Source organism: Stutzerimonas sp. CXK-1 (genome assembly GCF_057738225.1).
The window spans coordinates 3,648,485-3,662,239 of sequence record NZ_CM173217.1 but is presented as its reverse complement, the minus strand read 5'-3'; the positions used below and the strand labels follow the sequence as shown (position 1 = coordinate 3,662,239).

Here is a 13,755-nt window from a genome sequence, read left to right as displayed (position 1 = left end):
CCCATGGCTGATTACAAAGCGCCGCTGCGCGACATGCGTTTCGTGCTCAACGAGGTTTTCGACCTTCCCCGCCTCTGGCAGAGCCTGCCAGCACTCGCCGACGTGGTGGATGCCGAAACCGCCGACGCCATCCTCGAGGAGGCCGGCAAGATCACTGCCGGTACCATTGCCCCGCTCAACCGCAGCGGTGACGAGGAGGGTTGTCGGTGGCAGGACGGCAAGGTCAGTACACCGACCGGGTATCCCGAGGCCTACCGGCTCTATGCCGAGGGTGGCTGGGTCGGTGTGGGCGGTGACCCAGCCTACGGTGGCATGGGCATGCCGAAAGCGATCTCGGCGCAGGTCGAGGAAATGATGAACTCGGCGAGCCTGGCCTTCGGCCTGTATCCGATGCTCACCTCGGGCGCCTGCCTGTCGATCTACGCCCACGCCAGCGAAGCGCTCAAGCAGAAATATCTGCCGAACATGTACGCCGGCGTCTGGGCCGGCTCGATGTGCCTGACCGAGCCGCACGCCGGCACCGACCTGGGGATGATCCGGACCCGCGCCGAGCCGCAAGCCGATGGCAGCTACAAGGTCAGTGGCACCAAGATCTTCATTACCGGGGGCGAGCACGACCTGACCGAGAACATCATCCATCTGGTGCTGGCCAAGCTGCCGGATGCGCCGGCCGGCTCGCGCGGTATTTCGCTGTTCCTCGTGCCGAAGGTGCTGGTCAACGAAGATGGCTCGCTGGGTGAGCGCAATGCGCTGTCGTGTGGCTCGATCGAGCACAAGATGGGTATCCAGGCCTCGGCTACCTGCGTGATGAACTTCGACGGCGCCACCGGCTGGATGGTTGGCGAGCCGAACAAGGGGCTGGCGGCGATGTTCACCATGATGAACTACGAGCGCCTGGGCGTAGGCATCCAGGGTCTGGCGACCGGCGAGCGCTCCTACCAGAGCGCCATCGAGTACGCCCGCGAACGTATCCAGAGCCGTGCGCCGACCGGCCCGGTGGCGCAGGACAAGGCGGCCGATCCGATCATCGTGCATCCGGATGTGCGTCGCATGCTGCTGACCATGAAGGCGCTGAACGAAGGCGGTCGCGCATTCTCCACCTACGTGGCGATGCAGCTGGATATCGCCAAGTTCAGCGAAGACACCGAGGTCCGCCAGCGTGCCGATGCGCTGGTCGCTCTGCTTACGCCAGTGGCCAAGGCCTTCCTGACCGATCTGGGGCTGGAAACGACCGTGCATGGCCAGCAGGTGTTTGGCGGTCACGGTTTCATTCGCGAATGGGGGCAGGAGCAGCTGGTGCGCGATTGCCGCATCACGCAGATCTACGAGGGCACCAACGGCATCCAGGCACTCGATCTGCTGGGGCGCAAGGTGGTGGGTAGCGGCGGCGAGCTCTACCGGCCGTTCGTTGAGGACATTCGGGCGTTCATCGGTTCGGCGGGTGCCGAGATGGCCGAATTCACCGCGCCACTCGAGGCCGCGTTGAACAACCTCGATGAGCTGACCGGCTGGCTGCTCGAGGAAGCCAAGCGTTCGCCAAACGAGATCGGCGCCGCGTCTGTCGAGTACTTGCACGTGTTCGGCTACACCGCCTATGCCTTCATGTGGGCGCTGATGGCCAAGGCCGCAATGGGGCGAGAAGGCGACGACTTCTATCAGGGCAAGCTGGCCACTGCGCGCTTCTACTTTGCCCGTCTGCTGCCAAGGATTCACTCGCTCACGGCGAGCGTGCGCGCCGGCAGCGAGTCGCTCTATCTCCTGGAGGCAGGGCAGTTCTGAGACTTAATCTGAAGGCATCCTGAAATTATTTCGCCAGCGTGTGGAACGATATCGCCATCAGTCGAGTCTTAATTCGAGTGCATGTAAGCCATCGCCTATAGCCTTCGCTACGGATGGCGGGTTGTAGGTGATGGCTTACATCGCGCGATGCAAGATGGCGACTGTTGGCTCACAAGGCCGCCGGGTTAGGCTACTTGCACATGGACGTTGCGCAGGGAAACGCGCCTAGCACAACAAGGAAACCAGAAGGAAAGCGCCATGGAGGCGCAGATCACGGATGTCGGAATTCAGTCTGCAAAGGCCCCGCTAACGCGGGGTTTTCTTTTTCCGCCGCGTTAATCCCGGCCTTCTCAGGGCAGGCAGACGCCCGTGCCCCCTAGTCCACAATAGCCACCGGGATTCTTTGCCAGGTATTGCTGGTGGTAGGCCTCGGCGTAGTAGAACGTCGGGGCGTCGGCGATTTCCGTGGTGATGGGCCCGAGGCCGGCGCGGTCCAGCTGCTGCTGGAAGCGTTGGCGGCTATCGAGCGCCTGGGCAAGTTGCGCGGCGTCGGTACAGTAGATCGCCGAACGATACTGGCTTCCCATGTCGTTGCCCTGGCGCATGCCCTGGGTGGGGTCGTGCGATTCCCAGAACAGCTTGAGCAGCTGGCCGTACTCGATGACGCCGGGATCGAACACCACCAGCACCGCCTCGGTATGGCCGGTCAGACCGGAACAGACTTCTTCATAGGTGGGGTTGGGCGTAATTCCTCCCGCGTAGCCGACCGCAGTGACCCACACGCCCGGCTGTTCCCAGAAGCGCCGTTCGGCACCCCAGAAGCAGCCCATGGCGAATAGCGCCCGACCATAGCCGTCCGGAAACGGGCCGGTGAGCGGATGGCCGTTGACCTGATGGCTGCCAGGCACCGGCATGGGCGTCGAACGTCCGGGCAGGGCCTGCTCCGCGGTTGGCAACGCCTGACGGTGAACGAGAATCTGCGAGCGCAGTGTCATGTCGGTGGCCTCGGTATCGGTCGATCGCTCAAGGCTACCCAAGCTGGCGCGACGGTGAAAGCCGAATGCGGACCGGCGGATGTCGCGCGGTGTTACAACCAGTTCGGATAGCGGCGCAGATGTTCGGCGAGCAGCTTGCCGGCGATCGGGCGGTCGAACAGGTAGCCCTGACCAATGTCGCAGCGCTGGCTGCGCAGGTAGCGAAGCTGCGCGGCCGTTTCCACGCCCTCGGCCACGACTTTCAGACGCAGATTGTGGGCCATGGCGATCACCGCCGAAGTGATCTCCATGTCGTCCTGGATGTCCGGAATGTCCTTGATGAAGCTGCGGTCGATCTTGATGACATCGATCGGGAATTTCTTCAGGTAGCTCAGCGACGAGTAGCCGGTCCCGAAATCATCCATGGCAAGCGTCAGGCCCAGTGCCTTCAAGCCGATGAGCTGTTGCCGTGTTTCCTGGGTGGCGGCCAGCAGCAGCCCTTCGGTGAGCTCGAGCTCGAGCTGGCTGGGCGGCAGCTTTTCCTCGCGCAGGATGGTCGCGATGGAAGCGACCAGATCGGGGTCGGAGAACTGCTTGGGCGAGAGGTTGATCGCGATCTGCGGCGCCCCGTGGCCGCTGGAAGCCAGCCATACGCCCATGCGACAGGCCTCGCGCACGACCCATTTGCCGATCGGGATGATCAAGCCGGTTTCTTCGGCGACGCTGATGAACTGATCCGGACGGATCATGCCCTTCTCCGGATGATTCCAGCGCAGCAGGGCTTCCAGTCCTTGCAGGCGGCCGCTGCGCAGGCACAGCTTCGGCTGGTAGAACACTTCCAGCTCGTTCTGGTTCAACGCGCGGCGAAGGTTGTTTTCCACGAACAGCTTGTAGTTGGCCTCGGCATGCAGCGCCTCGGTGAAGATCTGGACCTGGTTCTTGCCGTTGGCTTTCGCCTTGTGCAGCGCCTGCCCGGCATGCTTCATCAGGGTTTCCGGATCGCGTCCGTGCAACGGGGCGCAGGCCAGGCCCAGCGAGGCACTGACGCTGATCAGCTGCTTGTCGACGAACAGCGGCCGGTCGAGGGTATGCAGAACCTGATCAGCCAAGCGAAGGGCGTCGTCGACCTCCTGGTCGTCCAGCAGGATGGCGAACTCGTTGCTGGCGAAGCGTGCCAGCACCGTGCCGCTCGCCAGGCTGTTGCGCAGCCGGCGGGCGAGATTCGACAGCAACTTGTCGCCCGTCTGATGGCCGAGGCTGTCGTTGATCCGCTTGAAGTTATCGATGTCGACCAAGAGCAGGCAGAGCCTGGGCTCGCGGTTACCGGCAAAGCGCTCCTCCAGGCTGCGGATGAAAAACGGCCGGTTGCTGAGGCTGGTGAGGTTATCGGTATAGGCCAGTCGCTCGATATGCTGTTGCGCCAGTTTGCTGTGGGTGACGTCTTCGTAGATGCCGATGTAGTGCGTCAGCTCGCCATCCTCACCTAATACTTTGGAGATCGACAGCTGGCCCCAGTAGGGCTCCAGGTTCTTGCGCCGGCTGCGGAATTCGCCTTGCCAGCTGTTGCCATGGCTGAGTGTCGAAGAGGTGTCGAACAGCAGTTCGCTGAGGTTCTCCATGGCCGACAGCTCGGTCAGGCGTCGGCCGCACACCTCGTCCGCAGAGAACTGCGTGATGCCGGTGAAGCTCGGGTTGACGTACTCGACCCTGCCGTCGCGATCGACAAGGATGAAGGCGCTGGCGCTCTGTTCGATGGCGCGGCGAAACAGCTGCAAGCGGTGGGTCGCGCTGACCCGCTGTTGGTTGGCCAGCACCTGGGCGTATTGATCGGCCAGCTCGCCGGCGAAGGTGATCTCGTCGGGTTGCCAGTTGCGCGGTGCGCCGTTGTGCTGAAGACACAGGATGCCGGCGACCTCGCCGCCGACCCGGATGGCTGCGTGAAGGATCGAACGAATGCCGCGCGGGGCGAAAAAGGTTCGATTCAGTTCTTCGAGGCGGGGGTCGTCGGCGACATCGTTGGCTTCCAGCGTGCGGCTGTTATGCAGTGCGTCGAGATAACCGGGGCTGGGCGACAGATCGACATGGGCGGGGTATTCGAAACTGTCATCCTCGCGCAGGAAGGACGCAACGGCTTCGGCCCGGCTGCCGTCGAGATGCCAGATCGCCGCTCGCCCCACGTCGAAGGCTTCGACGGCGGCCTGGGTGATCAGTTGCGCGGCCTCGAGCTGTGGGTTCGACGAGCAGTAACGGTGCCGCGCCAGCCGCACGATCAGCGCCTGTTGAGCGCGCGAACGCAACAGTTGGTCCAGCTCGGGTGTGGCCAGCGACTCGTCGAGCGAGGCGGGCTGGCCCGCCGATTCCGCTTCGATCGCCAGCTGCAAATCTGCCTGGCGACCGGCGATGAGATAACCGACCAGCAGTTCTCGGCCATATCGGTGGCTCTGCTCGCCGACTTCGATGACCTCCAGGGTGCCCGTGGGGCAATGCAGGCAGTAGCTGACCCGGTAGTGGTTTTCATGAACCAGCTGCTGTTGGATCTGCTCGTGCAGTCGATGACGGACCGAGGGCTCCATCAGGCTGGCATACGGCGATTCGGTCAGCGAGCAGAGCTCGCTGGCGGCGACACCCATCTGCTGTTCGCATGCCGGATCGAGATAGAGCAGTGCCCAGCTGGCCTCGTTCAGCCGCTCGAAACGCAGCAAGCCAAGGCGCGAGGGCACTGGCAACTGCGTCACAACCTCGGTCGCCAGGCGGCTGGCGGCATCGGTATGTATTTTCATCGAGCGGTTCGCTTCCAGTATGCTGACCGAGTTGGCCAAATGGCCTCTAGCATCTGACGATAGCCAATTGATACTAACGAGAGGCAAGGGTGCATTATGCGACAGGGACTGACAAGTCGGCTGGCAAGGATATTCACGGCAGCGATTGCGGGTTCTGTGATGCTCTGCGCTTCGGCTGCCGAACCGCTTCAGTTGAGCTCCGAAGAGTCGGCACGTTACCTGGCCGAGCTACGCAGGCTGTACCTCACCAACAGTGATCGCCAGGCCCTGCTGGCGCACGGCAACGGCCTGTTGGAAACCTATGCGCTGCGTGCCGGCTACCAGGTCGGCCAGCCTGATGCGCAGGATGTGCTCTATCGGCTCGATCTCGGCTCGCCCGGCCAGTTGCGCGTGCGCGAAGAGCGCCGCGGCCCGGGTAGCGAGGTCGCCGTGCACAATCGCAGCCTGTCAGTGTTCGGCCTCGATCCTTATCTGGAATATCGCTGCCTGGAGCAGGAACCCTCCTGCACCGTGAGCAGCCCCGCCGACGGCGAGCCGCTGGTACGCATCATGCGCGACCAACAGGGCGCTGCGGAGTTGGCCAAGGCGCTGTCGTTCCTGATTCGCAACCTGCAAAAGGGCTGACAGCGGTTCGGCGCTGACCCGCGAGCAAAAAAAGACCCGCCAGTTGGCGGGTCTTCTTTTTGCGCGAGCCTGCCTCAGAGCAGCATCGTACGGATGTCCGCGAGCAGCTCCGACAGACGCTTGGTGAAGCGCGCTGCAGCGGCGCCGTTGATCACGCGGTGATCGTAGGACAGCGACAGCGGCAACATCAGGCGCGGCTGGAACGCCGAGCCGTCCCATACCGGCTGCATGGTGGCCTTGCTGACACCGAGGATCGCCACCTCCGGCGCATTGACGATCGGCGTGAAACCGGTCCCGCCAATGTGTCCGAGGCTGGAGATGGTGAAGCAGGCGCCCTGCATGGCATCCGGCGAGAGCTTCTTGCTGCGCGCCTTTTCTGCCAGCTCAGCGGCTTCGCCAGCCAGTTGCAGCAGGCTCTTCTGGTCGACGTTGCGAATCACCGGGACCATCAGGCCATCGGGAGTATCCACCGCAAAGCCCAGGTGCACGTACTTCTTGCGGATCAGCGCCTTTCCGCTCGGAGCCAGCGAGCTGTTGAAGTCCGGCAACTCCTTGAGCAGGTGCGCGCAGGCCTTGAGCAAGAGCGGCAGTACAGTGAGCTTGACGCCGGCCTTTTCGGCGACCGCCTTCTGCGCCACACGGAAGGCTTCCAGTTCGGTGATGTCGGCGGACTCGAACTGAGTCACGTGCGGTACGTTGAGCCAGCTGCGGTGCAAGTTCGCCGCACCGATCTGCATCAGGCGGCTCATCTCGACTTCTTCGATCTCACCGAACTTGCTGAAATCCACTGCCGGAATCGGCGGAATGCCGGCGCCGCTGGCGGCAGCCGTGCTCGGCGCGCCCTGCTGCAGCATGCTCTTGACGTACTGCTGCACGTCTTCCTTGAGAATGCGGCCCTTCGGACCGCTACCGTTCACGGCTGCCAGCTCGACACCGAACTCGCGCGCCAGTTGGCGCACTGCCGGGCCCGCATGGACCTTCGCGCCGTCGCGGCTGGGTGCGGCAGCCGGCTGCGCCGGTGCCGCGGCACTAGCTGCCTGTGCCGGCGGCTCGGCTGGCTTCTGCTGCGGCGCCGCAGGCGCCTGGGCCGGTGCGGCGGCCGGTTGCTCGGCCGCAGCCGGCGCGCTGCCTTTGACCTTCAGCGTGAGGATGGCGTCGCCGGTGCCGACCTCGTCGTTGAGCTTGACCGTCAGGCTTTCCACCACGCCGGCAGCCGGCGAGGGGATCTCCATGCTGGCCTTGTCCGACTCGAGGGTGATCAGCGACTGGTCGGCTTCGACCTGGTCGCCGACCTGCACCAGAACCTCGATGACCTTGGCCTTGCCGGACGAACCGATGTCCGGCACCTTGATCTCCTGGCTCTGCTCGGTGCCTGCCGCAGCGGCGGCCGGAGCCTGCGCCTCGGCGGCGGGTGCCGGCGCTTCCTCTTCGGCCGGCTTGGCCGGCTCGCTGGCTGCGGCTGCTGGTGGCTCGGCGGCGCTGCCGTCCTCGCTGTCCAGTTCCAGCAGCTCGTCACCTTCCTTGAGCTTGTCGCCAAGCTTGACCTTCAGGCTCTTGATCACCCCGGCCTTCGGCGCGGGGATCTCCATGCTGGCCTTGTCCGACTCCAGGGTCAGGATGCTCTGATCGGCCTCGATGCGGTCGCCGACCTTGACGAACAGCTCGATGACTTCACCCTCACCGCTGCCGATGTCGGGTACGCGAATCAACTCACTCATTTGTTCGCTCCTCAGCAGTCCAGGGGATTGGTCTTTTCAGGGTCGATGCCGAACTTGGCGATGGCATCGGCCAGTACCTTGGCTTCCATATCGCCGCGGGCGACCAGTTGTTCCAGGGCTGCCAGCACGACCCAGTTGCGGTCGACCTCGAAGAAGTGACGCAGCTTCTTGCGGCTGTCGCTGCGACCGAAGCCGTCGGTACCCAGGACACGGTATTCCTTTGTCGGCACCCACTGGCGAATCTGGTCGGCGAACAGCTTCATGTAGTCGGTCGAGGCCACTACCGGGCCCTTGCGGCCTTCCAGGCACTGCTCGACGTAGGACTTGCGGCGCGTCTCGGTCGGGTGCAGCAGGTTCCAGCGGTCCACCGCCAGGCCGTCGCGGCGCAGCTCGTTGAAGCTTGGAACGCTCCAGACGTCGGCGGCGACGCCGAAGTCGTCGCGCAGGATCTTCGCCGCTTCGCGCACCTCGCGCAGGATCGTGCCCGAGCCCATCAGCTGCACACGCAGCGGCTTGTCGTTGCCATCTTCCTCGAGCAGGTACATGCCGCGGATGATGCCTTCTTCGACGCCTTCGGGCATGGCTGGCTGCTGGTAGGCCTCGTTCATCACCGTCAGGTAGTAGAAGACGCTTTCCTGCTGCTCGACCATCCGACGGATACCTTCGCGGATGATCACCGCCAGCTCGTAGCCGTAGGTCGGGTCATAGCTGTGGCAGTTCGGAATGGTCGAGGCGAGGATGTGGCTGTGGCCATCCTCGTGCTGCAGGCCTTCGCCATTGAGCGTGGTACGCCCCGAGGTGCCGCCGACGAGGAAGCCGCGCGCCCGGCTGTCGCCAGCTGCCCAGGCCAGGTCGCCGATGCGCTGGAAGCCGAACATCGAATAGAACGCGTAGAACGGCAGCATCGGCTGGTTGTGGTTGCTGTAGGCGGTCGCCGCGGCAATCCAGCTGGACATGGCGCCGGCCTCGTTGATGCCTTCCTCGAGGATCTGGCCCTTCTTGTCCTCGCGGTAGAACATCACCTGGTCCTTGTCCACCGGCTGGTACAGCTGGCCGACCGAGGAGTAGATGCCGAGCTGGCGGAACATGCCCTCCATGCCGAAGGTGCGTGCCTCGTCCGGAATGATCGGCACGATGCGCGAGCCCAGGTCCTTGTCCTTGACCAGCTGCGCCAGGATGCGCACGAAGGCCATGGTGGTGGAGATTTCGCGGTCGCCGGAGCCATCGAGGATGGCCTTGAGCGTCTCCAGCGGCGGCGTCGGGATGCTGAAGCTCTTGGCGCGGCGCTGTGGCATGAAGCCACCGAGCTTCTCGCGGCTCTTGAGCAGGTACTTCATCTCCGGGCTGTCGGCTTCGGGCTTGTAGAAAGGCAGCGCCTCGAGCTGGTCGTCCGGGATCGGAATGCCGAAGCTGTCGCGGAAGGCCTTCAGGCTTTCCAGGTCGACCTTCTTCACGTTGTGGGTGATGTTCTGCGCCTGGCCGGAGCCGGTGCCGTAGCCCTTGATGGTCTTGGCCAGGATGACGGTCGGCTGGCCCTGGTGGTTGACCGCGTTGTGGTAGGCCGCATAGACCTTGAACGGGTCATGACCGCCCCGGTTGAGCTTCCAGATTTCCTCGTCGGAAAGGTCCTTGACCATTTCCTTGAGCTCCGGGGTGGCGAAGAAGTGCTCGCGCACGAAGGCGCCATTGTTCGCCTTGTAGTTCTGGTAGTCGCCGTCGACCACCTCGTCCATCCGGCGCTGCAGGGCGCCGTTGTCGTCCTTGGCGAACAGCGGGTCCCACAGGCGGCCCCAGATCACCTTGATCACGTTCCAGTTGGCGCCACGGAAGTTGCCTTCCAGTTCCTGGATGATCTTGCCGTTGCCGCGCACCGGACCGTCGAGGCGCTGCAGGTTGCAGTTGACCACGAAGATCAGGTTGTCGAGCTTCTCGCGACCGGCCAGGGCGATGGCGCCGAGCGATTCCGGCTCGTCGGTCTCGCCGTCGCCGAGGAAGCACCAGACCTTCTGCTTGCCCGCCGGGATGAAGCCGCGATGCTCCAGGTACTTCATGAAGCGCGCCTGGTAGATCGCCTGGATCGGGCCCAGGCCCATGGATACGGTCGGGAATTGCCAGAACTCCGGCATCAGCCAGGGGTGCGGGTAGGAGGACAGGCCATTGCCGTCCACTTCCTGACGGAAGTTGTTCAGCTGATCCTCGCTGATGCGGCCTTCGAGAAAGGCGCGGGCGTAGACGCCGGGCGAAGCGTGGCCCTGGAAATACACCAGGTCGCCGCCATGTTCTTCGGTCGGCGCCTTGAAGAAATAGTTGAAGCCGATGTCATAGAGCGTCGCGCTGGAGGCGAAGGTGGAGATGTGGCCACCCAGGTCCGGGTCCTGCTTGTTCGCGCGCATGACCATGGCCAGGGCGTTCCAGCGGACCAGCGAACGGATGCGTCGCTCCATGAACAGGTCGCCGGGCATGCGGGCCTCATGGGCGACTGGAATGGTGTTGCGATATGGCGTGGTGATCGCATAGGGCAGCTGCGTGCCGCTGCGACTGGCCAGTTCACCCATCCGGGTCATCAGATAATGAGCGCGTTCCTCACCCTCGCGGTCGAGGACGGACTCAAGGGCGTCCAGCCATTCCTGGGTTTCGATGGGATCGAGATCTTGCATGGCTTGCTCCATGGCGGAAAGGCTTCCAGAATCGGTTGCCTGCTTCGCATCCCGCTTTGTGGGCGGGTGCGTTATATGTTCTTGGATGCTGCCCGGGGGTAGGACCAGGCGTCTGTAGTTTTACTACAAAACGCCGCCCGTGTTCAGCCCCCTCAGGGATTCTTTAGTAGCAAAACTACAACCGCAGCGACGCCGCGGGCCCTGGCTCAGGCGCTTGCGAGGCTCTGGCCCGCGCTGTTGGCTTTTCCCGCCCGAAGAAAGGAAGTACCCCATGAGCCTGCCTTCGCTGATCGCCGTTCCTGCTGCGCTCCAGTCCTTTGTCCGTCGTGCCGAGGAGTCGTTCCTCGCGGCGGCCGGCGCCCTCGATGACCTGCAGGCGCCGCCCTTCGAAAGCTGGCCGCAGGCCCGTCGCGAGGCCTTCGCCCGGGCGTGCGCTGCCAGCGATTTCGTCAGCCAACAGGTTAGCCGAGAACCGCGGCAGCTGCTGCAGCTGGCCGCCGACGGGCTGCTCGAGCGCCCACTCGGCAAGGGTGAAATGCGCTCGCTGCTCGAAACGGAGCTCGCCGGGTGCGAGAGCGAGGAGTCGCTGGCGGTCGCGCTGCGCCGCTTCCGCAACCGCCATCAGGTGCGCATCATCTGGCGCGACCTCAACCGCCTGGCCGATCTGGCGGAAACCTGCCGCGACCTCTCGGCCATGGCCGATGCCTGCATCGACCTCGCTTATCGCTGGCTCTACGAGCGCCACTGCCAGCAGTTCGGCGTGCCTACTGGCGCACGCTCCGGCGAGCCGCAGCACATGGTTATCCTTGGCATGGGCAAGCTCGGTGCCTGCGAGCTGAACCTCTCTTCGGATATCGACCTGATCTTCGGCTACCCGGAAGGGGGCGAGACGGTCGGTGCCAAGCGCTCGCTGGACAACCAGGAATTCTTCGTGCGCCTGGGGCAGAAGCTGATCAAGGCGCTGGATGCCATCACCGTCGACGGCTTCGTCTTTCGCGTCGACATGCGGTTGCGCCCCTACGGTTCCTCCGGCGCGTTGGTGCTGAGCTTCAATGCACTGGAGCAGTACTACCAGGATCAGGGGCGCGACTGGGAGCGCTACGCGATGATCAAGGCGCGCGTGGTCGGCGGTGACCAGCAGGCCGGTCGCGAACTGCTGGAGATGTTGCGGCCCTTCGTCTATCGCCGCTACCTGGACTTTTCCGCGATCGAAGCGCTGCGCAGCATGAAGCAACTGATCCAGCAGGAAGTGCGGCGCAAGGGCATGGCGGCGAACATCAAGCTTGGCGCTGGCGGCATCCGCGAAGTCGAATTTATCGCTCAGGCGTTCCAGCTGATCCATGGCGGGCGCGATCTCAGCCTGCAGGAACGTTCGCTGCTCAAGGTGCTGGCCACCCTGGCCGGGCAGGGCTACCTGCCCGCCGCGGCCGTGGACGAGCTGCGCGAGGGCTACTGCTTCCTGCGTTATGTCGAACATGCGTTGCAGGCGATCGCCGACCGGCAGACGCAGATGCTGCCCGACAACCAGACCGACTGCGATCGTCTGGCCTTCATGCTCGGCTTCGAGCACTGGGATGCCTTCCACGAACGTTTGCTGCACTGGCGCGGACGCATCGACTGGCATTTCCGCCAGGTCATCGCCGATCCGAACGAGGACGAGGAGAGCGAAGGCGACGTACTGGCCGTCGACGAATGGATGCCGCTCTGGCAGCAGGAGTGGGACGAGGAGTACGCCTGCCGGCAGCTCGGCGAGGCGGGCTTTCGCGATGGCGCCCTGGCCTGCCAGCGCCTGGTCGCGCTGCGCCATGGCAGCCAGGTGCGCACCATGCAGCGGCTGGGACGTGAGCGTCTGGATGCCTTCATTCCACGGCTGCTGGCTCAGGCAGTCGAACAGGATGACCCGGATCTGGTACTCGAACGCGTCCTGCCGCTGGTCGAGGCGGTGGCCCGCCGCTCGGCCTATCTGGTGCTGTTGACGGAAAATCCCGGCGCGCTGCAGCGCCTGCTCGAGCTTTGCGCCGCGAGCCCCTGGGTTGCCGAACAGATCACCCGCTTCCCACTGCTGCTCGACGAGCTGCTCAATGCCGGACGCCTCTACAACCCGCCGCAGGCGCCGGAGCTGGTGGCCGAGCTGCGCGAACGGCTGATGCGCATCCCGGAAGAAGATCTCGAGCAGCAGATGGAGGCGCTGCGGCATTTCAAGCTGGCGCACCGCCTGCGCGTCGCTGCCTCGGAAATTGCCGGCACGCTGCCGTTGATGAAGGTCAGCGATTATCTGACCTGGCTGGCCGAGGCGATCCTCAACGAGGTGCTGACCCTGGCCTGGCGCCACATGGTGGCGCGCCATGGGCAGCCGCGGCGCAGCGACGGCTCGCCCTGCGATCCGGCATTCGTCATCGTGGGTTATGGCAAGGTCGGCGGTATCGAACTCGGCCATGGCTCGGATCTTGACCTGGTGTTCATCCATGACGGCGATCCCACCGCCGAAACCGATGGCGCCAAGCCCATCGACGGCGCGCAGTTCTACACCCGCCTGGGCCAGCGCATCATCCACCTGCTCACCACCCAGACCACCTCCGGCCAGCTCTACGAGGTGGACATGCGCCTGCGACCGTCCGGTGCCTCGGGGTTGCTGGTCAGCTCGCTCGGCGCTTTCGAGCGCTACCAGCAGCAGGAGGCCTGGACCTGGGAGCATCAGGCGCTGGTCCGCGCCCGCGTGCTGGTCGGCTGCGAGCGCCTGCGCAACGACTTCGAGCGCGTGCGGGCGGCGGTGCTCGGGCGGCCTCGTGATCTGGACATGCTGCGCCAGGAGGTCAGCGAGATGCGCGCGAAGATGCGCGACAGCCTCGGTACCTCGGCTACGCTCGGGGGCACCAGCGAGTCTGCCTTCGAGGCGGCCTCGCCGTTCAATCTCAAGCAGGACGCCGGTGGTATCGTCGATATCGAATTTATGGTGCAATACGCGGCTTTGGCGTGGTCGCATGAGCATCCTGAGCTGCTGCGCTACACCGATAACATCCGCATTCTCGATGGGTTGGAGCAGGCCGGGTTGATGACCGGCGATGAGGTCCGGCTGCTGCAGGACGCCTACAAGGCCTACCGTGCGGCGGCGCACCGACAGTCACTGCAGAAGCTGCCCGGAGTGGTGAGTGGGGATCAATTCCACGACGAGCGCCGCGCCGTCACGCGCATCTGGCGCGAACTGGGGCTCGGCTGAGCCCTC

General features: G+C 64.3%; 7 protein-coding genes. 3 read left to right on the top strand and 4 right to left on the bottom strand.

The genetic code is table 11. From position 1 onward, the window contains the following. Positions 1–3 precede the first annotated feature (3 nt). Positions 4–1,779, top strand: coding sequence for an acyl-CoA dehydrogenase C-terminal domain-containing protein (locus tag AC0KXH_RS17460; protein ID WP_312941455.1), 1,776 nt, complete (start codon positions 4–6; stop codon positions 1,777–1,779). A 350-nt stretch (positions 1,780–2,129) separates the two neighbouring features. Here the strand turns inward: AC0KXH_RS17460 and msrA are convergent, their stop codons facing one another. Continuing rightward, entirely contained in the window at positions 2,130–2,774 is a 645-nt protein-coding gene (gene msrA / locus AC0KXH_RS17455; protein WP_041108227.1) for a peptide-methionine (S)-S-oxide reductase MsrA, read from the bottom strand. Positions 2,775–2,866: 92 nt separating this feature from the next. Then, positions 2,867–5,533 carry a putative bifunctional diguanylate cyclase/phosphodiesterase gene (locus AC0KXH_RS17450; RefSeq protein ID WP_488224622.1) on the bottom strand — a complete coding sequence of 889 codons (2,667 nt, stop codon included), beginning with the start codon at positions 5,531–5,533 and terminating at the stop codon, positions 2,867–2,869. A 159-nt stretch (positions 5,534–5,692) separates the two neighbouring features. On the opposite strand from AC0KXH_RS17450, the gene AC0KXH_RS17445 reads away from it, so the two are divergent. Next, a complete protein-coding gene (locus AC0KXH_RS17445) occupies positions 5,693–6,157 on the top strand; it encodes a hypothetical protein (protein ID WP_488223779.1) in 465 nt (154 codons plus the stop codon). 74 nt (positions 6,158–6,231) lie between these two features. Here AC0KXH_RS17445 and aceF read toward each other — a convergent pair whose 3' ends face one another. Then, positions 6,232–7,875, bottom strand: coding sequence for a dihydrolipoyllysine-residue acetyltransferase (gene aceF / locus AC0KXH_RS17440; protein ID WP_061339245.1), 1,644 nt, complete (start codon positions 7,873–7,875; stop codon positions 6,232–6,234). An 11-nt stretch (positions 7,876–7,886) separates the two neighbouring features. Beyond that, positions 7,887–10,532: a pyruvate dehydrogenase (acetyl-transferring), homodimeric type gene (gene aceE / locus AC0KXH_RS17435; protein ID WP_200629391.1), complete on the bottom strand. Its 2,646-nt coding sequence runs from the start codon at positions 10,530–10,532 to the stop codon at positions 7,887–7,889. Between the two features lie 271 nt (positions 10,533–10,803). Between aceE and glnE the strand changes: the two genes are divergently transcribed. Further along, on the top strand, positions 10,804–13,749 hold the full coding sequence (gene glnE / locus AC0KXH_RS17430) for a bifunctional [glutamate--ammonia ligase]-adenylyl-L-tyrosine phosphorylase/[glutamate--ammonia-ligase] adenylyltransferase (protein ID WP_200290596.1): 2,946 nt from the start codon (positions 10,804–10,806) through the stop codon (positions 13,747–13,749). The last annotated feature ends 6 nt before the right edge of the window (positions 13,750–13,755 follow it).

Bases quoted from the DNA above. Each gene is read 5' to 3' on its own strand.
- msrA (WP_041108227.1), bottom strand. From the start codon at position 2,774: ATGACACTGCGCTCGCAGATTCTCGTTCACCGTCAGGCGTTGCCAACC.
- aceF (WP_061339245.1), bottom strand. From the start codon at position 7,875: ATGAGTGAGTTGATTCGCGTACCCGACATCGGCAGCGGTGAGGGTGAA.
- glnE (WP_200290596.1), top strand. From the start codon at position 10,804: ATGAGCCTGCCTTCGCTGATCGCCGTTCCTGCTGCGCTCCAGTCCTTT.
- AC0KXH_RS17450 (WP_488224622.1), bottom strand. From the start codon at position 5,533: ATGAAAATACATACCGATGCCGCCAGCCGCCTGGCGACCGAGGTTGTG.
- AC0KXH_RS17460 (WP_312941455.1), top strand. From the start codon at position 4: ATGGCTGATTACAAAGCGCCGCTGCGCGACATGCGTTTCGTGCTCAAC.
- aceE (WP_200629391.1), bottom strand. From the start codon at position 10,532: ATGCAAGATCTCGATCCCATCGAAACCCAGGAATGGCTGGACGCCCTT.
- AC0KXH_RS17445 (WP_488223779.1), top strand. From the start codon at position 5,693: ATGCTCTGCGCTTCGGCTGCCGAACCGCTTCAGTTGAGCTCCGAAGAG.